Source organism: Synechococcus sp. W55.1 (assembly GCF_047461655.1).
In the GTDB taxonomy this organism is placed as follows: Bacteria; Cyanobacteriota; Cyanobacteriia; order Thermostichales; family Thermostichaceae; genus Thermostichus.
In genome coordinates, this window is record NZ_JANSHN010000013.1 from 1 (window position 1) to 19,558 (window position 19,558).

At 60.5% G+C, this 19,558-nt stretch carries 19 protein-coding genes, 1 pseudogene and 1 riboswitch; of the genes and pseudogenes, 12 read left to right on the forward strand and 8 right to left on the reverse strand.

From position 1 onward, the window contains the following. The coding region (locus tag NW816_RS07805) for a hypothetical protein (RefSeq protein WP_414408795.1) at positions 1-223 on the reverse strand (223 nt) is incomplete at its 3' end. After that, a riboswitch (Glutamine riboswitch) is annotated at positions 215-296 on the forward strand. Its footprint overlaps the gene before it by 9 nt. 79 nt (positions 297-375) lie before the next feature. Here NW816_RS07805 and NW816_RS07810 point away from each other — a divergent pair. The 5 genes from NW816_RS07810 (at position 376) to NW816_RS07830 (ending at position 4,198) form a co-directional block, all read left to right on the forward strand. Beyond that, positions 376-549, forward strand: coding sequence for a DUF4278 domain-containing protein (locus NW816_RS07810; RefSeq protein ID WP_083757650.1), 174 nt, complete (start codon positions 376-378; stop codon positions 547-549). Between the two features lie 292 nt (positions 550-841). Continuing rightward, positions 842-1,081 carry a preprotein translocase subunit SecG gene (secG, locus tag NW816_RS07815; protein WP_011433676.1) on the forward strand — a complete coding sequence of 80 codons (240 nt, stop codon included), beginning with the start codon at positions 842-844 and terminating at the stop codon, positions 1,079-1,081. Positions 1,082-1,093: 12 nt separating this feature from the next. Beyond that, positions 1,094-1,756, forward strand: coding sequence for a YqiA/YcfP family alpha/beta fold hydrolase (locus tag NW816_RS07820; protein WP_414408796.1), 663 nt, complete (start codon positions 1,094-1,096; stop codon positions 1,754-1,756). A gap of 26 nt (positions 1,757-1,782) precedes the next feature. Further along, the gene (locus tag NW816_RS07825) at positions 1,783-2,523 is read left to right on the forward strand and encodes an HAD family hydrolase (RefSeq protein WP_414408797.1); all 741 of its coding nucleotides are present in this window, start codon (positions 1,783-1,785) and stop codon (positions 2,521-2,523) included. A 37-nt stretch (positions 2,524-2,560) separates the two neighbouring features. Then, positions 2,561-4,198 carry a gamma-glutamyltransferase family protein gene (locus NW816_RS07830; RefSeq protein WP_414408798.1) on the forward strand — a complete coding sequence of 546 codons (1,638 nt, stop codon included), beginning with the start codon at positions 2,561-2,563 and terminating at the stop codon, positions 4,196-4,198. A gap of 5 nt (positions 4,199-4,203) precedes the next feature. Here NW816_RS07830 and fabG read toward each other — a convergent pair whose 3' ends face one another. Continuing rightward, positions 4,204-4,965: a 3-oxoacyl-[acyl-carrier-protein] reductase gene (gene fabG, locus NW816_RS07835; RefSeq protein WP_011433672.1), complete on the reverse strand. Its 762-nt coding sequence runs from the start codon at positions 4,963-4,965 to the stop codon at positions 4,204-4,206. A gap of 321 nt (positions 4,966-5,286) precedes the next feature. Between fabG and NW816_RS07840 the strand changes: the two genes are divergently transcribed. Next, positions 5,287-5,781 carry a DUF3531 family protein gene (locus NW816_RS07840; RefSeq protein WP_414408799.1) on the forward strand — a complete coding sequence of 165 codons (495 nt, stop codon included), beginning with the start codon at positions 5,287-5,289 and terminating at the stop codon, positions 5,779-5,781. Here the strand turns inward: NW816_RS07840 and NW816_RS07845 are convergent, their stop codons facing one another. Next, positions 5,782-7,554: a sulfatase gene (locus NW816_RS07845; protein WP_414408800.1), complete on the reverse strand. Its 1,773-nt coding sequence runs from the start codon at positions 7,552-7,554 to the stop codon at positions 5,782-5,784. 81 nt (positions 7,555-7,635) lie between these two features. Continuing rightward, positions 7,636-8,634, reverse strand: coding sequence for an LPS export ABC transporter periplasmic protein LptC (gene lptC, locus NW816_RS07850; RefSeq protein ID WP_414408801.1), 999 nt, complete (start codon positions 8,632-8,634; stop codon positions 7,636-7,638). A gap of 155 nt (positions 8,635-8,789) precedes the next feature. Between lptC and NW816_RS07855 the strand changes: the two genes are divergently transcribed. The 3 genes from NW816_RS07855 to ppk1 are packed head-to-tail and all read left to right on the forward strand — an operon-like array spanning position 8,790 to position 12,851. Beyond that, positions 8,790-9,659: a branched-chain amino acid ABC transporter permease gene (locus NW816_RS07855; protein WP_414383445.1), complete on the forward strand. Its 870-nt coding sequence runs from the start codon at positions 8,790-8,792 to the stop codon at positions 9,657-9,659. Next, positions 9,659-10,618 carry a branched-chain amino acid ABC transporter permease gene (locus NW816_RS07860; RefSeq protein WP_414408802.1) on the forward strand — a complete coding sequence of 320 codons (960 nt, stop codon included), beginning with the start codon at positions 9,659-9,661 and terminating at the stop codon, positions 10,616-10,618. Before NW816_RS07855 ends, NW816_RS07860 begins: the two co-directional genes overlap by 1 nt. Positions 10,619-10,676: 58 nt before the next feature. Continuing rightward, positions 10,677-12,851: a polyphosphate kinase 1 gene (ppk1, locus tag NW816_RS07865; protein ID WP_414408853.1), complete on the forward strand. Its 2,175-nt coding sequence runs from the start codon at positions 10,677-10,679 to the stop codon at positions 12,849-12,851. An 80-nt stretch (positions 12,852-12,931) separates the two neighbouring features. On the opposite strand, the gene NW816_RS07870 is transcribed toward ppk1, so the two are convergent. Next, positions 12,932-13,510, reverse strand: a complete 579-nt coding sequence (locus NW816_RS07870; protein WP_414383449.1) for a DoxX family protein — start codon at positions 13,508-13,510, stop codon at positions 12,932-12,934. A 307-nt stretch (positions 13,511-13,817) separates the two neighbouring features. On the opposite strand from NW816_RS07870, the gene NW816_RS07875 reads away from it, so the two are divergent. The 3 genes from NW816_RS07875 (at position 13,818) to NW816_RS07885 (ending at position 16,705) form a co-directional block, all read left to right on the forward strand. Further along, positions 13,818-14,909, forward strand: a complete 1,092-nt coding sequence (locus NW816_RS07875; RefSeq protein ID WP_414408803.1) for an ABC transporter ATP-binding protein — start codon at positions 13,818-13,820, stop codon at positions 14,907-14,909. Between the two features lie 152 nt (positions 14,910-15,061). Further along, positions 15,062-16,108 carry a GntR family transcriptional regulator gene (locus tag NW816_RS07880; protein WP_414408804.1) on the forward strand — a complete coding sequence of 349 codons (1,047 nt, stop codon included), beginning with the start codon at positions 15,062-15,064 and terminating at the stop codon, positions 16,106-16,108. A 114-nt stretch (positions 16,109-16,222) separates the two neighbouring features. Then, positions 16,223-16,705, forward strand: coding sequence for a hypothetical protein (locus NW816_RS07885; RefSeq protein WP_414408805.1), 483 nt, complete (start codon positions 16,223-16,225; stop codon positions 16,703-16,705). A gap of 60 nt (positions 16,706-16,765) precedes the next feature. On the opposite strand, the pseudogene ribB reads toward NW816_RS07885, so the two are convergent. From ribB to NW816_RS07900, 3 genes and pseudogenes are all read right to left on the reverse strand, one after another. Further along, positions 16,766-17,914: pseudogene (gene ribB, locus NW816_RS07890) on the reverse strand (3,4-dihydroxy-2-butanone-4-phosphate synthase); the annotation flags it as partial. 143 nt (positions 17,915-18,057) lie between these two features. Further along, complete coding sequence (gene moeB / locus NW816_RS07895; protein WP_011433659.1) at positions 18,058-19,227, reverse strand: molybdopterin-synthase adenylyltransferase MoeB; 1,170 nt, start codon at positions 19,225-19,227, stop codon at positions 18,058-18,060. A gap of 2 nt (positions 19,228-19,229) precedes the next feature. Then, positions 19,230-19,511 carry a MoaD/ThiS family protein gene (locus NW816_RS07900; RefSeq protein ID WP_011433658.1) on the reverse strand — a complete coding sequence of 94 codons (282 nt, stop codon included), beginning with the start codon at positions 19,509-19,511 and terminating at the stop codon, positions 19,230-19,232. Positions 19,512-19,558 lie beyond the last annotated feature (47 nt).

The following is a 19,558-nucleotide window of genomic DNA, read 5'->3' on the forward strand; positions in this document are numbered from 1 at the left end:
GGCCAGGAACTTCTTGAGTTTTCTCTATCTCGTCAGTGCTCTCTTTTGGCTCAAATGAAAGATCAACACAACCTAGTTCTGAGTGCTCCACAAATCCAGTGGCGCTATCCATCCCCACCCTACAGAGGGTGGGGAATTCCGTGCGTTTTGTTAAATTTCTATAAATCCCCCAAAAACCTGCAAAACCGTAAGTTATGATACAGACATAGGATAAATCGTTCATCTCTGCAGTTGGCTCACCGTTGGTTGGGAGCTGTGCAGAGACGGAAGTAGGGGTCTTCCCGAAGGAACGCGCCTCAACTGAATCGCGCCACTCTCTCCGTGGCTTACGGTTCAACAACAACAAACTCAACCCTTCGTTGATGGAGGCGACTTATGAAACTCTCTTTCCGTGGCAACACCTTTGACTACGTTCCCGCGCATACTCAGCTCAGTGATGAGGAGTTGCAAGCTCAGTATCGCGGTCAAACCTTCTGTGTGCACCACACCAGCAAGAAAGCGATGCCTCACCCTCATCAGCCCCTGACTTACCGGGGTGTAAGCTACTGAGGTGGATGCTTTTCACCCTTGTTCTAGGTGAGCTGGGGATCCACTGGAGATCTCCATAGAGATTCGGAAAAGACCGAGCGGCCCCGTTTGGGGTCGTTTTTTGAGGCAAAGCAACACCCCCAGAAGGAGCAGCACCCGTTCCACCTGAGAAGCAAGTAGATGGGTCTGGGCCTGCCGAGTTGAGTTTGAACGAGTTGAGTTTGAAATGGGAGCGATGCCGAGGCAGGGTGCGCTAAGATGAGGTTCCAAGCGATAATGGCTTTGGCAACTTGCCCTACGGGGATCCGCTGCGATGGAAGCGTTTTTCGAGTTTCTCTGGTCGGCCTCAGCCATCTTGCTGGTGATCTTGGTGCTGCTGCACAGCCCCAAGGGAGATGGGTTGGCGGGCATTGGCGGGCAGGCTCAGTTGTTCTCCAGCTCCAAGAGTGCTGAGCAAAACCTCAACCGCATCACCTGGACGGTAGCGACCCTTTTCCTCTCCATCAGCGTGGTGTTGGGAGCGGGCTGGCTCTCGGCAGCCACAGGGCCATAGGGATCCCTTTCCGTGTTGGCCATTTACCTGCATGGATTCGGCTCTGGGCCCCAGTCGGCCAAGGCGACTTTTTTTCGGCAGCGGCTGCAGCAGGTGGGGATCCCTGTTCAGGTGCCCGATCTGAACCAGGACAATTTTGCCCAGCTCACCCTGACCCGCCAGATCCAGCAGGTTTCTGATCAGCTCGCCGAGATGAACTACCCGCCTGTCACTCTCATCGGCTCTAGCCTGGGGGGGCTGGTGGCTGCCTGGGTTGCCGAACAACAACCCTGTGTGCAGCGCTTGGTGCTTTTGGCGCCGGCTTTCGGCTTTCTGGGCCATTGGCTACCGCGGTTGGGGGCAGAGGCGGTGGAGACTTGGCAGCGAACCGGACAGCTCATGGTGTTTCACTACGGAGAAGGCCGTCCTCTCGCTTTGGAGTACGGCTTTGTTGCCGATGCCCAACGCTACCCGGATGGGGCGTTGCGACGGCCTGTGCCCACCTTGATTGTGCATGGGATCCAAGATGAAACCATCCCCATTCAAGCCAGCCGAGACTACGTGGCCCGTCGCCCCTGGGCCCAACTGGTGGCGGTGGAGAGCGACCACGCCCTGACCGATGTGTTGGATCCCATCTGGCAGATCACCAGCCGCTTCTGCGGGTGGGGGATGGAGACGGGGCAGTATGGTTGTTAAAGGGGATCCCTGTAGCCCAACTGTCTATGCCACCCAAAGTGCTACGCCTGCGGCAGGGGAACCGCATCGCTGATGCGACTGCCGGCCTGCTCTTCGATATGGACGGGGTGATTGTGGATTCAGAACCGATCCATGCCCGCGCCGGAGCCATTGCCCTGCAACGCTGCCACCTATCTCTGGATTTGGCCCCCATCTCCCTACAGTTCAAAGGGCGCACCGACCGCGATATGTTCGAGTACCTCGTCCAACACCAGACGGACACCCCGCCTGCGGAACAGCCCCTGCTGGTGCAGCGCCTGATCGAGGAAAAGGCCAAGGCTTTTGGCGAGCTGCTGGCAGAGGTACCACTGGTGCCGGGGGTGCTGGAGTTTTTGGCGGCCAGCCGCCGGCGCTTTTCTGCCCTGGCCGTCACTACCTCAGCTATCCGCCGAGATCAGGCGCAGATTTTCCAGCGCTTCGACCTGCACCGCTGGTTTGACGCGGTGATTACCGCCGAAGATATTCAGCGGGCCAAGCCCGACCCAGAGCCCTACCTGAAAACGGCTGCCGCCGTGGGGCTGGATCCGGCGTTGTGTTTGGTGATTGAAGACTCCACCTACGGGATCCGCGCCGCCAAGGGAGCCGGTTGTTTTGCGGTTGGCCTTACCACGGCTTTCACCGCCGAGGAACTGCGCCACGCTGGGGCAGATGTGGTGGTGGACAGCTTTGCGGAGTTGGCCACACTCCTGTTCGCGAGAGCGTCGCGTAGCGATAACCTGCCTGTGTAGGAAGCACAGCCCATTCGCGAGAGCGTCGCGTAGCGATATGCAAGCACCCATTTTTTTGCGGCAGGCCCTGGATTGCTATCCGTTTGCTTCGCGGCGACGGGTGGTAATGGGTAGGCAGGGATCCGTGGCCACCAGCCAACCTCTGGCAGCAATGGCGGGCATGGAGATGTTCTGGGCGGGCGGCAATGCCGTGGATGCAGCGGTGGCGATAGCGGTGGCTCTGACGGTGGTAGAGCCAACCTCGAACGGCATTGGGGGTGATGCCTTCGCCCTGGTGTGGGAGGGGGGAGAGAAGGGTCGGCTGTATGGGTTGAATGCTTCCGGTCGCAGCCCAGCCGCCCTGACGCCGGAGCGCTGCCGGGATCATGAGCAGATCCCCCCCTACGATTGGCCGGCGGTGACGGTGCCGGGGGCAGTTTCCGCTTGGCAGGCCCTGCACCGGCGCTGGGGAAAGCTGCCGTTCGAGCGTCTGTTTGTGCCTGCCCTTCGTCTGGCGCAAGAGGGATTTCCGGTCTCTCCCCGAGTTGCTCAATTGTGGCAGGCGGCGGAGGCCATCTATTTGCCCCTGCCAGATCCCCGCCACGACGCCTTCAAGGCCGTTTTCTTTCCCCAAGGGCGTGCCCCACGGGCTGGAGAGCGCTGGAGCAGCCCCCTGCATGCTCAAACCCTAGAAGAGATTGCCCGTAGCGGTGGGGAGAGTTTTTACCGGGGGGAGCTGGCGGAGAAGTTGCTGGCTTTCTCGGAGGCCACGGGCGGCTTCCTGTCCCCCGCCGACTTGGCTGAGCACCGGGCCGATTGGGTGGAACCCATCCATACGGATTACCGGGGCTACACCGTCTGGGAGATCCCCCCCAACGGGCAGGGCATTGCCGCTCTGATGGCGCTCAACCTTTTGGAGGGTTTTGAGCTGGGGCAGATCCCCATCGGCGAGCGCTATCACCTGCAGATCGAGGCGATGAAGCTGGCCTTTGCCGATGTGAGCCGACAGGTGGCAGATCCGGAGTATGTGCGGGTCAGTCCTGCCCAGATGCTGGATAAGGCTTATGCGCAGCGGCGGCGGCAGTTGATCGGGGCTGAGGCAATCTCCTTGGCTCCGCCAGGGCTGCCGGAGGGGGGAACGGTTTATCTGGCTGCAGCCGATAGGGAGTTGATGGTGTCTTTGATTCAGTCGAATTTCGATGGCTTCGGCAGCGGCCTGCTGGTTCCGGGCACGGGCATTGCCCTGCACAATCGCGGCACCGGTTTCACCCTGGAGCCCGGCCATCCCAACCAGGTGGGCCCCCGCAAGCGCCCCTACCACACGATTATCCCCGCCTTTCTATCTAAAGAAGGGATCCCTCTCGGCCCTTTTGGTGTGATGGGAGGGACGATGCAGCCCCAAGGCCATGTGCAGGTGGTGGTGAACTTGGTGGATTACGGCCTAAACCCCCAAGCGGCCCTGGATGCGCCCCGCTGGCGAGTGCTGTTGGATCAAGGGATCCCGCAAGTGGCCCTGGAGAGCACAGTGCCGCCCCAGGTGGTGCGCGAACTCTCTGCCCGCGGCCATGCGGTGCAGGTGGTGGAGGCAGAAGAGGATTACGGCCTTTTTGGCCGGGGACAGATCCTCTTGCGGGATGGGGATCACTTCATTGCAGCTTCCGAACCTCGTGCCGATGGCCTAGCCCTGGCGTGGTAGAAGGCTCAACTCATCACCATGCCGCCATCGATGGCGAAAACCTGTCCTGTGATGTAGGCCGCCGCCGGATCTGCCGCCAAAAAACGCACCAGCCCTGCCACTTCTGCCGGGGATCCCAGTCGCCCCAGGGGGATCTGCGCCAAAATCGGGCCAGGATCCAGTTTTTCGGTCATTTGGGTGGTGATGAACCCCGGTGCCACGGCGTTGACGGTGATGTTGCGGCTGGCCAGCTCGCGAGCTGCTGTCTTGGTGAGGCCCACCACCCCTGCTTTGGCGGCGCTGTAGTTGGCCTGGCCGGCATTGCCCACCAAGCCCACCACCGAGGTGATGTTGATGATGCGCCCCTGGCGCTGCTTCACCATGATCTTGGCGGCTGCCTTCAGGCAGAGAAAGACCCCCGTCAGGTTGAGATCCAGCACCGCCTGCCAATCTTCTGGCTTCATGCGCAGCAGCAGGGTGTCGCGGGCCATGCCGGCATTGTTCACCAGCACATCCACCCGACCCCACCGCTCCATCACCTGGGCAAACAGGCTCTCCACCGCCTCTGGGCAAGACACATCGGCGGCCACAGGGATCCCTTCTCCCCCCAGGGCTGCGATCTCTTCCACCAGGGACTCGGCTTCGGCAGCGGAGCGGGCGTAGTTGATCGCCACTTTTGCTCCAATGGCCCCCAGGTGCAGGGCAATCGCCCGGCCAATGCCCCGGCTGGCTCCGGTGACCACAGCCACCCGGTCTTGGAGGGAAGGCAAAGGGAGAAGCTCAGACATAAGCGGCAGGTTCCTCGTGATTCGGACAGCGTGATTAGGACAGCCGCAACAGTATAGGATGCTTTGGGGCCGTCTGGCTGCCACGGACTTCCCGGCAACCGCCTGCGCCATGTCCGTCCTAACCGCCGATGGCCTCGGCAGGAGGGATCCCGTGGTTCCAAGCGGCCACCCTGACGGCAAGATTTGTTGCTGGAGGGATTCGCATGGCACAAAAGTGCAGGAGCTTTGGGCGTTGCACCAATGGGTGAGCAGAGCCAGATTAAGATCAGAAGCTGGGCCCCATCGCGTCAGCGGGCCGTAGGCCTTGCAGAGGAACTGTCCATGCAAGTGGAGTTTCGCGAGTGCGATCCGGGAAATCTGTGGATCTGGTTTGAGTTTGCCGAGCCGCCGGTCGAAGCTGAGCTGGAGTACCTCAACGAGGTGCTGGAGTCATGGTACGTGCTGGGCAAGCTGGGCGGATTTAACGCCGAGCGTCTGGTGGCCCAAGAGGCCGAGGTGGATCTGAGCTATCTGGAGTATCCCAACGAATCGGAGCCCTTGCCTTCCCTAATGCACAACATGGGATCCCTGGAAGAGAAGGACAACTGGGCCCGCTGCTGGTTTGATCTGGGCACCGCCGATGCGATGGCGCTGGATGTGTTGATCAACGCCCTGCGCACCCTCAGCCTGGAATACATCGGCCTCAGCCGCGTGATTATCGGCGGGCAAAATGAGGATTGGCCAACGGCGGATCCGGAGGAGATAGATGACATGGATGACTACGATCTAAACGGCTATGTGCGGGATCACAGGGAGGAGGAAGGAGGGCTGGAATAGCTACTCCAAGTAGCCCAGCTCCTGCATCTGCCGCACCAAGTCGGCATCGCTTTCCACATTCACCTTGCGAGGAGCCGTGCTGGGCTGTCGGGATTCTGCCCAGCTCACCCACGTTCTCAGCCCCTGCTGCAGGCGAGCCAGCCAAGCCTGGGGGGAAAGGGATCCCCAGCCGGCTTCCCCCGCCGACCCGTCGTGACAGCGTTGCGGATCAGCATCAGGGAGAGAGGAGACAGGATCCCCGTCGCCGACCCAGAGCAGATCCCGCAGCTCCGCCGGATCCTGCTCCAAGTTGTAGAGGCTGGGACGATCCCCCGTTTGGATGAGCTTGGTCATCCCCTCATAGAAGGCACGGCGGATGTCGTAACAGGCACGCGCCCGCAGCAGGCTGTCGTTACGGCTTTCCATAGCCCGAATGAGGAGGTGGGGCGGGAAGGCTTCGCTGAGCACTGTTCCCTGCTCGGGATCTTCCCCTGCCAAGGTGCGGGCCAAGCTGAGGCGGGCGACCTCGCGGCGGAGCTTGAGGCTGACACAGGGGGCACCGTTGGGGGAAAGGTTGGGGCTAAAGCCGGCAGCTTCCAGGAGGGTATGGAAGAGGCGGCGGGTGGAAACGGGGGTGGCAATGCGTTTTCCTGCCGGGAAGTGGCCGGGATAGCGCAGGATGAGGGGCACGCGGATCAGCTCTTCGTAGACCACAAAGGCGTGGCCGACGAAGTCGTGTTCTCCCAGGCCTTCGCCGTGATCGGCGACGATGGCCACCAGCGTGTTCTGCTCCAGGCCGGTGTGGCGCAGGGTGTCGAAGACGGATCCCAGCAGATGATCTTGGTAGGCCACCTCTGCATCGTAGATATCCCGAAGCACCTGAGCTTGCAGCGGGGAGAGGGGTTCCGGCAGGGGCGCCATCCAGCGGTAGGGTTGGGCGTTGTATTGGCGCAGAAAGTCGCGGGCCTCGCGGTTGCTTTTGAAATAGGGGGCGTATTTCTGCACAAAGGGCTCCGGCGGCCAGTAGGGCAGATGGGGCTCCATCAGGTTGACAAAGCAAAAGAAGGGCCGTGCTCTAGGATCCGACCGGCGGCGGGCCATCTGGTGCAAGTAGCGATTTAAGTCCGCAATCGAGGCGGCGGTGTTGCCCTTGAAGTTCACCAAGCGGGTCCAGAGGGAGGCAAACCAGGGGTGCAGCGCCAGTTGGAAGAGGGTGTCGGAGCGGGCAAAGGCGTTTTGCACCGGGTAGGAGAGCCGCCGCCAAAATTGGGTGTAGGCGGCCAGCCAGCGGTTTAGGGGGGCAGGCAAGGGGTTGCCCTCGGGGGGGCGGGTGGGCAGAGCGCCACCGTAGTTGTAAAAGGTTTCAAAGCCGCGCCGCAAGCCGTTTTTCAGGATCCCCACCAGAGGGTTGTTGCAAAAGCCCACAGTGGTATAGCCGCTCAGCTGCAACAGCTCTGCCAGGGTGGGCAGGGCGGGGCTCAGCTCCAGATCTGCTTGGACAGTCTGGTGGGTGCTGGGATATTCCCCCGTAAAGAGGGAAGCGTGGGAGGGGATGGTCCATTGGGCAGGGGCGATGGCCCGCTCGAAGAGGGTGGATTCGGCAGCCAGCCGATCCAGGTTGGGGCTGGTGGGCAGTTGGCGGGCACGCTCCGCTTCCGACCAGTAGCAGGAGAGACGATCTGCCCGCTGGGTATCCAGCACGATCAGCAGGATGTTGGGGCGTTCTGCAGCAGCGCCAGCCCTGGCGGGGAAACATCCTGTTTGCGTCAGCGAGACGGAGTCCTTAAAACTCACCACAACCCACCTGATACGTTTCTTAAAGTATCCCTATCCTGCCATGCTCTCGGCCAGCTTTCTGCTTCCCCCCAGCCCCCCTTAGGGCAAAGTGAGCTGGGTTTGGCTGTTGCCTTGGATCCGAGCAGTGTTGGCCTGCCAATCCAGGATCCCTTGGTTGCCTCTGACAGTCAAAGCCTGGCCGGGCTGGCGGTAGCGCACGTTGCCTCGGGCTTGCAACTGGGTGGAGCCGATGCGCCAGCGGATCTCCTGGGCCTGCAGCTCTTGACCGGTTTGCTCGGCTTTGGCTTGCCCGTTGCCCAATATGCGCAACTCGGTTAGAGGCAGGGGAGCCCGCAACTGCTCGCCCCTGAGGCGCAAAGCTTGTAAGGGAGCGTAAACCTCTACAGACCCTACTGCCTGCACTTCCCCGACGCCAAATTGCCACAGAAAACGGCTGGCAGCCAGCTCCAGATCCGGATCCCGATCGCGCCGGCGGGACGGAGTCCTATATTCTGCCCGCACAGGCTGAGTGGGATCCAGGTTCTCCAACTGCATCTGGGCTTGGCCAAAGTCGACGAGCAGCCGCTCCCCCTGCAGGGATCCCTGCCCATCCAACAGCTCCACTTTCACCTGGCCCTCGGCTTGGAGGCGGCGCTGTTCCGGCAGCCATTCCACCCGTTGGGCCTGCAGACGCAGATTATCCCGCTCTGATTCCACCTCGACTTGACCCGTCAATTCCAGCCGTCGTTCGCCGGGGTACGCGGATCCTCGCTCGGCGCGGGTGCGGATGGCGCGGTTGTCTTCGTCGAAGAATTCCCCCTGAACGGCCTGCAAATGGGCGGATCCCAACTGCACAGGAGTGGCGCTGCCTTCGGAGGGGGGCTCGTATTCGGCCAGGCGAGCCTGTAAGCGCCAAAGAATGCCGCCGTCGGGCCTGGCTTGGGTGAGGGTGATGTCTTCGTAGATTAACTGGGGAGTGGGAATGGGATCCGCAGGTGTGGGATCCCTGTCTGGGGATGGCTCCAGCGCTCCGCAGGCAAGGCTCAACAGGGCCAAAGCTGCCAGGGAGCTGAGGATGGACAAAGACCTGGACTGCATGGATCTTCTTCCTTGTGGGCGCTCTCCCCTACCCTAGCTTTCTTAGGACTCCGTCCCGCTGGCGCGATCAGCCGTATCCTTCCGCTGCGCTGAGCCGGATCCCGCTCTCGGCAAACCCGTGGCATCATCAGGGCAAGGGGTTTTCGGGGGCAAGCGTGACCCAACTGTTGCAACTTTTCATCTACGGCCTTGTCTTGGGCAGCATCTACGCCCTGGGAGCAATTGGGGTGTCGCTGACCTTTGGCATTTTGCGCTTTGCCAACTTTGCCCACGGGGATCTGATGACCCTGGGGGCCTACTTCGGCCTGACATTTGTTGGGTTGGGTTGGCCAATTGGGGTCAGCCTGCTCCCGGCAGCTTTGGCCACGGTACTTTGTGCAGTTGGGATCGACCAACTCATTTATCGCCGCCTGCGCCGGGAGGCACCAGTGATCTTGCTCATTTCTTCTTTTGGCACCGCCCTGATTCTGCGCAGCCTGGTGCAGATCATCTGGGGGCCCAACAATCAGGTGTACCGCAGCGGGATCCAGTTGCCGTGGCGGCTTGGAGAGCTGCGCATCAAGCCCGATTGGGCAGTGATCCTGGTGGGAACAGCCCTGTTGGTGGTGGCCCTGCATCTTTTCTTACAACGCACACGGGTGGGCAAAGCGATGCGGGCCATGGCCGACAATTTTGAGCTGGCCAAGGTTACCGGCATTGATACGGAGCGAATCGTTCTCTGGACTTGGGCCATCGGCGCAGCTTTGGCCTGTGCAGCAGGTGTGTTCCTGGGTATGGATACCCGGCTGCACCCCACCATGGGCTGGCGGCTATTGTTGCCCATTTTTGCAGCGGCCATTCTCGGCGGCATCGGTCGCCCTTACGGGGCTATTGCCGGAGGAGTGGTGATCGGCCTGGCGGAAGAATTCTCGACCTTGGTGATCAACCCGGCCTATAAAACCGGGGTGGCCTTCGCCATATTGGTATTGCTGCTGATCTTCCGACCCACAGGATTACTGGGATCCCCGGGTGGGGGGGATGTCTGATGTTGAGCTACGGCATTTTCTTTCTGGTTTTGGTGGGGATCTACGGCGTGCTGGTGCTGGGCCTCAATGTCCAGTGGGGCTACGCCGGCATGTTCAACATCGGGGTGGGAGCTTTTTTTGCCATGGGAGCCTATGCCAGCGCCATTGTCACCACACCCCCAAGTGCCGAACATCTGGGCGGCTTCAATCTACCCTTTTGGGTGGGTTTTGCCGTGGCTGTGGCCGTCGCCGGAGCGATTGCCTTTTTGATCGGCTTGATTACCCTGAAGCTGCGTTCCGACTACCTGGCCATCGCCACCATCGGCATTGCCGAGATCATCAGCCAAATCCTGAGGAATGAGGGCTGGCTCACCAACGGTGTGCGGGGAATTACCCGCATTCCGCGACCCTTTCGCGGCTGGATCCCAGGTCAGGATACCCTTCTCTACTTGGGCTTGGTGCTGGTCATTTTGGCGGTGGTCTATTGGGCTGCGGAGCGGGCCTATCGCTCCCCCTGGGGGCGGGTGCTGCGGGCCATTCGCGAGGATGAACCGGCAACCATGGCCGCCGGCAAAGATGTGCTCCAGTTTCGCCTGCAGGCGTTTGTGCTGGGATCCATGCTGATGGGGTTGGCGGGGGCCCTCTACGCCCATTTTGTCAATTTCATCAGCCCAGAAGCCTTTCAACCGGAGTTTGCCACCTTCATCGTTTGGGTGATGTTGATCGCAGGGGGCAGTGGCAACAATCGCGGCGCCTTGCTGGGAGCGCTGGTGATTTGGGGGGTGTGGTCGGGCAGCGAGTGGCTCACCAACCGTCTGCCGCCCCAATGGGCCACCCGAGCCGGCCCTCTGCGTATTCTGTTGATTGGGATCCTGCTCCAGGTGATTCTTCTGACGCGCTCTCAAGGATTGCTGCCTGAACGTCCGCCCAAGCCCGTTTTGGGCCCTTCCCCTTCGCCTCAGCAGAACCCAGCAGGATAGGATTGGGTCGGCTCCAGCCGTTGTTGACGTGTTTGAGACAACCCAGCCCTCTGCCGCCATGACTCCGCGCCCCAAGGAAACCGACCCTTCCTGGCCACCTTGCAACCCTGACACGACGGGCTGCCCCCCGGATGCCGGACAACCAGGGATCCGGACTACACCCATCCAAGAGGGCTATGCTCTGCCGGAGCAGTATTTCAACCGGGAGCTGAGCTGGATTGAATTCAATGCCCGGGTTTTGCACGAGGCCCTGGATGAGCGCACACCTCTGCTGGAGCGGCTGAAGTTTCTGGCCATCTTTGAGAGCAACCTGGACGAATTTTTCATGGTGCGGGTGGCGGTGATCCGTCGTCAGTTGGAAACGGGCGTGTTGGTGCTAACCCCGGATGGCCTTACACCGCAGCAGCAGTTGCAGCAGATCTCGAGCCACCTGCGCCCCCTGATTCGAAAATTGCACACTTGCTTCCGGCAGGAACTGGTGCCCAAGCTGGCGGAACAGGGCATTCACATCCGCGATTTTTCCGAGCTGGACGAGCTGGAACGGCAGGAGCTGCGGGACTACTTTGAGAGGCGTTTGTTTCCGGTGCTCACCCCCTTGGCAGTGGATCCGGGCCATCCCTTTCCCTACATCTCCAACCTCAGCCTCAGCTTGGCGGTGGTGGTGCGGGATCCAGAGACTGGCAAGGAGCATTTTGCTCGCGTGAAGGTGCCCAACACCTTGCCCCGCTTTGTGCCGCTGCGGGATGGGGTGAGCTTTGTGCCGCTGGATCAGGTGATTGCCCACCATCTGGAAGCGCTGTTTGTCGGCATGCAGGTGCTGGAGTACTACCCCTTCCGCATCACCCGGGATGCCGATCTGGAAATCCAAGAGGACGAGGCCGACGATCTGCTGGCTGCCATTCAAGAAGAGCTGCGCAAGCGCCGCTTCGGCTCAGTGGTGCGCATGGAGATTGCCAGCCAAACTCCGGCAGCCATCCGACAACGGCTCAGCGAAGAGATGCGCCTCAACAGTGACTCGGTGTACGAAGTGGATGGCCTCTTGAGTATGGGGGGGGTGATGGCGTTTCTCAGCCTGAATCGGCCCGATTTGAAGGATCCCCCTTGGGGGCCGGTCACCCCGCCCCGCCTGCGCACTGCCTCGGTCAGCGATGAGCCGGTGGATATCTTTGCCGTCATCCGGGAAGGGGATCTGTTGGTGCATCACCCCTACGATTCTTTTGCCGCCAGCGTGGAACGGTTTTTGGAGGAGGCCGCCAACGATCCCCAAGTGCTCACCATTAAGCAAACCCTCTACCGCACCTCCGGCGACTCGACGGTGGTGAAATCCCTCATTCAGGCCGCCGAAAACGGCAAGCAGGTGGCCGCTCTGGTGGAGCTCAAAGCCCGTTTCGACGAAGAAAACAACATCCTCTGGGCCAAAAAGCTGGAGAAAGCCGGGGTCCACGTGGCCTACGGCCTGCCGGGGCTGAAAATCCACTGCAAACTGGCTTTGGTGGTGCGGGAAGAGGAGGGATCCCTGCGCCGCTACGTCCACATCGGTACCGGCAACTACAACCCCAAAACCGCCCGTATCTATACCGACCTAGGGCTGTTCACTTGCGATGAGACCCTCTGCAACGATGTTACGGAATTGTTCAACCTACTGACGGGCTACTCACGGCAACGGCAATTCCGCAAGCTCTTGGTGGCCCCCAGAACCCTACGCCAAGGCATGGAAGCCCTGATCCGCCGCGAGATGCGCCATGCCCAAGCGGGGGGCCAGGGGCGTATCATCGTCAAGATCAACTCTCTCACCGACCCGGAAATGATCCGGCTGCTCTACGAGGCCAGCCAAGCCGGGGTGGAGATCGACCTCATTGTGCGCGGCATGTGCTGCCTCAAGCCTGGGATCCCAGGCCTAAGCGAACGCATCCGCGTGATCAGCATCATCGGGCGCTTCCTGGAGCACTCCCGCATCTTCTACTTCTACAATGGCGGCCAGGAAGAGTACTTCATCGGCAGTGCCGACTACATGACCCGCAACCTGGATCGGCGCGTTGAGGTGGTTACCCCTGTGGAGGATCCCGCGTTGCAGCGGGAGCTCAAGGCGATCTTGGACATCTGCCTGACGGACAACCGGCAGGCCTGGGAATTGCGCCCTGATGGCACCTACGTGCAGCGGCAACCCAAGCCAGGAGAGCCTGTGCGCTCCACCCACCAACGTCTAATGGAGCGGGCCGCCAGCCGCGTTTAGCAGGATGACTCTCACTGCTAACCTCTCTCTCAGAGGGAGAGAGGAGCAGCCTCGCCGCTATCGGGAATGGCCACCAAAGCTCAGGATCCGGTGGTCTTGGCGGCCTCGGCCTCTTCCTCGCCCAGCGCAATTACCCGTTCCGTGGCCTGCAACGAAGACTGCAAGCTCTCCAACTTTTCCCGGCTGGCGCGGTTCAGCCACGACTCGATTGCATTCACCAAGAGCTGATCCACAGAGAACCAGCCCCCCCCATTCACCGCAAAGGCCAGGAAGATCGCTGCGTAGATGGCGGATAGCTCCAAGTAGGGAACGCTGAAGCCGGCCACCTTAATGTGATGGAACATGGCCACCGCCATCGTGGCGAACAAGCCCAGTGCTGCCCCTCGGGTCAACAAACCCAACGCCACCATCGGAGCTGCGATCAGCTCGGTATAGGCAGCCACATAAGCGAAGAAGATCGGGAAGGGCAACCCGATCACTTCTACATAAGCCGTCGCAAACCCTTCAATATCTGCCAGCTTGTCAAGGCCGTTGTGAATCATGAATAGCCCTGCCACCACCCGCAAAACGGTCCACGCCACCTGAGACCAGCGCGGGGCCACGCTGTCGTGACGCAAAGCCGAGGCAAGCAGCACGGGAAACTGCTGAGTGAGTGCCATAGGATAAAACCTGCAATGCAAAGATGAGCAAAGATTCTAACTTATTGTAACGATTCTAAATTTCTGTAACAAGGGTGGGACTCAGATCCCCAGTGGTCAAGGGATCCCATCCAGAAACAAGGTCTCCGGCCCGCTTTCGCGAAAGGCCTCCGGCCCGCTTTCGCGACCGGTCGGGTGGGTTTCCGGCGAGCTTTCACCCTCGCACACCACCTCTGCTCTTGGCCTGGAACCTTTCCTGCCTTGCTGAGACCTGTCAACCTCTGTAAATGGATCCCTCATAATGGGTTCATTTGCTGCCTGTGTCGATATGGTTGCCGAATCTGTCCTCGCCTCTGATGTCAGCTCCGCCAAATCCCAAGCCGGGAGAGAGGAGGGATCCCCGCCTGCCATTCGTTTGCGGAGGGTCAGCCGCAACTTTTCCGGGATCCAAGCGGTGGACGGGGTGGATTTGGAGGTGCAGCAGGGGGAGTTTTTTACGTTGTTGGGGCCGTCGGGTTCGGGCAAAACCACCTGTCTGCGGATGATCGCGGGCTTTGAGCGTCCGGATGAGGGGCAGATCGAATTGAACGGCCAGGATGTTTTGGGTCTGCCGCCCTACCGACGGCCTGTGAACACGGTGTTTCAGGACTATGCTCTCTTCCCCCACATGACGGTGGCGGAGAACGTTGGCTACAGCTTGATGATCCGCGGCATACCGCCGAAGGAGCGCCAGAAGCGAGTGCAAGAGGCGCTGGAGCTGGTACAACTGCCCGATCTGGGATCCCGTAAACCCAGCCAACTTTCAGGGGGGCAACGGCAACGGGTGGCCTTGGCGCGGGCTTTGGTTGGCCGACCGCAGGTGCTCTTGCTGGATGAACCTTTGGGGGCGCTGGATTTGAAGTTGCGCCAACAGATGCAGTTTGAACTCAAGGCCCTACAACACCGCCTTGGTCTCACCTTTTTGTACGTCACCCACGACCAAGAAGAGGCCCTGACCATGAGCGATCGTATTGCCGTGTTCAATCGCGGGCGCATCGAACAGGTGGGATCCCCGGCAGAGCTCTACGAGCGACCTGCCACCCGGTTTGTAGCCGGTTTTATCGGCCAAACCAACTTGATCGAGGGATCCCTGGCGGAACGATGCGTGGGAGAAGCGGCCCTGTTTGCTTTGCGCCCGGAGCACATTCGGATTGACTTATCTGAAGAAGGGATCCCCGATGGCCACTGCCGCTTGCGGGGACGGATTTGCGACACTGCTTATCTAGGGGCTTTCATTCGCTATCAGGTATGGGTGTCGGGCTGTGAGGTGAAACTTTTGGCTGTGCAACCCAACCCCGGCCTGAATTTGCAGCAGTTGCCGGAAGGGACGGAGGTGACTTTAAGTTGGGATCCCAGCCGGATGCACCGCATCCCCGAATAGGGCTCTCAATCCCAATCTCCTCTGGAGCTTGTCTATCCGGCGTCGGCGCTATCTTGCAGGCAGTTGACACTCCCGCCGACTGAAGTCGAGGGATTCTTACGTAGCCCAGAAACGGGCTCGCAACGGCGTTGTCAAAGGGAGAAAAACGGGCCATGATGCGCATTTCCATCCAGCCGGGGAGCGGGATCCCTGGCTCCGTGCAGCTCTTTAATTTGCTCTGCTTCGCCATTGCCTGTGGGCAGTTTCCTCCCGGCTGCCGCCTGCCCAGCACCCGTCAATTGGCTATGCAAACAGGCCTGCACCGCAATACCATCCACAAGGTTTACCACCAACTCGAGGCTATGGGCCTGGTGGAAACCCGCGCTGGATCTGGCATTTACGTGAGCCGCTCCGCCCGCCAGGTGGTTAACTACTCTCGCGGCCTGGGGGAAAACCTGGATCGATCCCGACAGGTCCTGGAGCAGGTGCGCCAGGGCATCGACCAGCTGCTGCAGCAGGGGTTTTCTTTGGAGCAGGTGCGGGATCTGCTGCTGGCGGAGATCGATTGGCGGTTGCGCTGCAGTGCTCAAGTGCTGGTGTGTGTGCCCAACCGGGATTTGGGTACAGGACAACTGATGGCCCAGCAAATCCAGCAAACTCTGGGCATCCGGGTACAGTTGGTGCCCCTGGAGGAGCTGGCCACCGTTCTGGATCAGATCCATTCCGGCACTGTGGTGACGCTGCACTATTTTCTCAGCGCCGTCGAGGCCATTGCCCAACCCCGGGGGGCCCGTGTTCTGACAGTGGAGGTGTCCGACTACGCCCGCGAAATTGCCCTGATCCGCCAATTGCCTTCCTACGCCTGTCTGGGGCTGGTGAGCATCAGCACTGCCCTGCTGGAGGTTGCCGAGGTGATTGTCTACAGTCTGCGGGGAGACCTGCTGGTGCTGACGGCAGTGATCTCGGATACGGAACGGGTGGGATCCCTAATCCGCCGCGCCCATACGCTGATTTGCGATGAGGCCAGCTACCCCACCCTGCGGGTCTTGGTGCGCCAAGCCCGAGCCGATCTAATCCGCACACCCAACCTAGTCTGCGCCACCCCCCACATCGGAGAAGCAGCCATGGCCGAGCTGCGACGGGAACTGGGTGGGATCCCTGGATCCGGAGGGGATAGAGAGGCGGGCGGCAGCGGTTTGCAGAGTAAAGAAACGCATTAAGCCTTGTTGCAGGTGAGCCATTTTGCGGATGACAGGCTGCCCAAGATCGTGCTTAAGTGAAAATACGGTAAAAGCTCTCTCATTTTGATTCATCGCTGATCAGTCTTTACACGCATGGTGATCCTCGACTACGCCTCCGCCAATCACGACTATGTGGCGGTTACAGGGGAAGGTTTCTGGGAGGCCATCCGCTTCCAAGACCATTTTTACGTCTTCAACCGGGGCTTTTCTCAGCTGCAAGAGGCCATCGCCAGTTGCCGCTACGACATGGATCACGGATCCCTGATCAGCCTGGTGGTGGTGCGCCCTCAGGGCTATGAAGTGTGGTCGCAGGTGGGATCCGACATTCCCGTCTTGCCGAAGCAACTCTTGAGCCCCACAGCCAGGGACTCCGTCTCGCCGGCGCGCCAGTGCTCCGCACCCCTGTCACCAGCGCGGAAGCGTCGCATAGCAATGACGGCTCCATCGGGACCCGAACGTCCTTTCTGGTCTTTCTGGGGCTGGGGATCCAAGGCTTATGTGGTGGATGGCGAGCCGGCTGCACCCCAGTCTTTGTTCCACCATAGCCCTCGGCCCTACAACGCGCTACAGGCTTGAGCCGGGATCGGTTGCGCCAGCGTCGTGCAGCAACAGTTTCAGGGAACAGGACGGCTCCACATGCAAATTGAGATCCGGCTCTTCCACCAGCAGGGGCACGCGCTCGGCCACTTCCAGGCCAAATCCTTTCAAGCCGCTGATGTGGCGAGAGGTGTTGCTGATCAGGCGCATTTTGCGCACCCCTACATCCCGTAGGATCTGGGCGCCGATGCCGTAATCGCGCAAATCCATGACCACCGGCGGCGCGGTTTCAGAAAGGCCCAGATCTTGCAGGGCGTAGGACTTAATTTGCTGGATAAGGCTGAGCTCCTGCTCTTGCCGGCGCAGGTACACCAGCACCCCCTTGCCCTGGTGGCCGATCATCTTCAGGGCCGCTGTCAATTGGCGGCGACAATCGCAGCGCAGGGATCCCAGCGCATCCCCTAGGGGACACTCCACATGGACGCGCACCAGGACGGGCTCAGCGGCAAATTGGGTCGGATCCCCTTTCACCAGGGCCAGGTGCTCGACTTGGTTGAGGCTATCGCGGTAGCCGTAAACCCGAAACTGGCCAAACTCCGTTGGCAGGGTGGCGGCAGCCTCTCGGTGAACCAGTTGTTCGGTGCGCAAGCGGTACTCGATGAGGTGGGCGATGGTGATGATCTTCAAATCGTGCTGACGGGCATATTCGATCAACTGGGGCAGGCGGGCCATGGAGCCATCCGGGTTTTGGATCTCGCAAATCACCCCTGCCGGATACAGCCCGGCCAACATCGCCAGATCCACCGCTGCTTCCGTATGGCCAGCCCGTTTGAGTACTCCGCCCTCCCGTGCCCGCAGCGGAAAGACATGCCCAGGCCGGCGCAGATCTTCCGGTCGCGTGTGCGGGTGAATGGCCGCCTGAATGGTGCGAGAGCGATCGGCAGCGGAAATGCCGGTGGAAACTCCAGCCTCTGGCCCAGCATCAATGCTGACGGTGAAGGCAGTTTGGTTGCTGTCGGTGTTCTGCCCCACCATCAGCGGGATCTTCAGCTCATCGAGGCGGGATCCCTGCATGGCCAGGCAGATAAGGCCCCGCCCGTAGGTGGCCATGAAGTTGATAGCTTGGGGCGTGGCAAACTGGGCAGCACAGACCAGATCCCCTTCGTTTTCTCGGTTTTCGTCATCGACCACGATGACCATGCGACCACACTTGAGGTCTTCGAGGGCTTCGGGGATGGAGTGGAAGATCGTTTCTGTCTCGGCCTGCGGGATGGCACTCATGGAAAAGGGGACGCAAAAAGGGAAAACCTGGCACAGCCGGCTCTGGGCACCGGATCTGCCGGATCTATGCTAGAGCAAACCGGGCGACAGGTAGGGATCCCAAGGCAGAGTCAGTACTTGGGAATCGAGGGATCGTAAGCCTCTGCCCAGGCGAGGATCCCCCCGCGCAGGTTTTTTCCTTGGATCCCAGCAGCTTGTAGGATCTTCAGGGCTTTGGCCGAGCGTGCCCCACTCTTGCAGTGGACGATCAGCTCTGAGCCGTTAAGGAGGCGACGCACCTGCTCCACCCCGTCGCCGTTTTCAATTTGGGGCAGGGGGATCAGGTGAGCACCAGGGATCCGGCCTATCTCCCACTCATTTGGGTTGCGCACATCGACCAACACAAAGTCTTGGTGAGCATCCATCCGCGCTTTCAGCTCGGCCACAGTGATCTCGGGGATCTCTGTCTGGCCAGCTTGTTCTGTGGCTTGGGCTGGCGGGATCCCGCAGAACTGCTCATAGTCGATAAGCTGGGTGATGGGAGGAGTGGCGGGGTTTTTGCGCAGCTTCAGCTCCCGGAAGCTCATGTTCAGGGCATCGTAAAGCAGCAGCCGCCCACTTAGGGTTGTGCCCACGCCCAGCAGGATCTTCACGGTTTCGGTAGCTTGAATAACACCGATGATGCCGGGGAGGATCCCCAACACTCCCCCTTCGGCGCAGGAGGGCACCAGTCCTGGTGGGGGCGGCTCGGGGTAGAGATCCCGGTAGTTGGGCCCATCTTCGTAGTTGAAGACCGTCGCTTGTCCCTCGAAGCGGAAGATCGAGCCGTAGACATTGGGCTTGCCCGTCAACACACAGGCATCGTTCACCAGGTAACGGGTGGGGAAGTTATCGGTGCCATCCACAATCACGTCATAGTTGGCAAACAGCTCCAGTGCGTTGTGGGCCTTCAGGGCGGTGTTGTAAACATCCACTTGACAGTGGGGGTTGATCTCCAGGATGCGGTTCTTGGCCGATTCCACCTTCGGCTTGCCCACCCAGGAGGTGCCGTGGATCACCTGCCGCTGCAGGTTGGACACATCCACCACATCAAAATCGACAATGCCGATCCGCCCCACGCCGGCTGCCGCCAAGTACAGCAACAGGGGCGAGCCAAGGCCGCCTGTGCCGATGCACAGCACTTTGCCCGCTTTCAGCCGCTTCTGTCCTTCTAGGCCCACCTCGGGCAGGATCAAATGCCGAGAAAACCGCTCCATCTCTTCGCGGGAGAGGCTGACTTGGCTGGTATCCAGGTTCAACATGCTCACAACCCTCCAGCAATAGCGGGAACGATGCTGATGACGGCTTGTTCTCCCACGGGGGTGTTGTTGCCTTGGGGCAACGTGCGCACATCCTCGTCGTTGAGGTAGACATTGACAAAATTGCGCAGCTTCCCATCCTCGGTGTAGAGGTGGCGCTTCAGCTCGCCATAGCGGGCGATGAGGTTGCCCATCACTTCGCCGACATTGCTGCCCTCGATCTCGACAGCCTCCAGGTTGTCGGTGTAGGGGCGCAGGGGAGAGGGGATCAGAACTTTGGTTGCCATGGGAGTTCGGGGAGAGATCTTGGGTATCTACTGGAGACTTTTGAGGA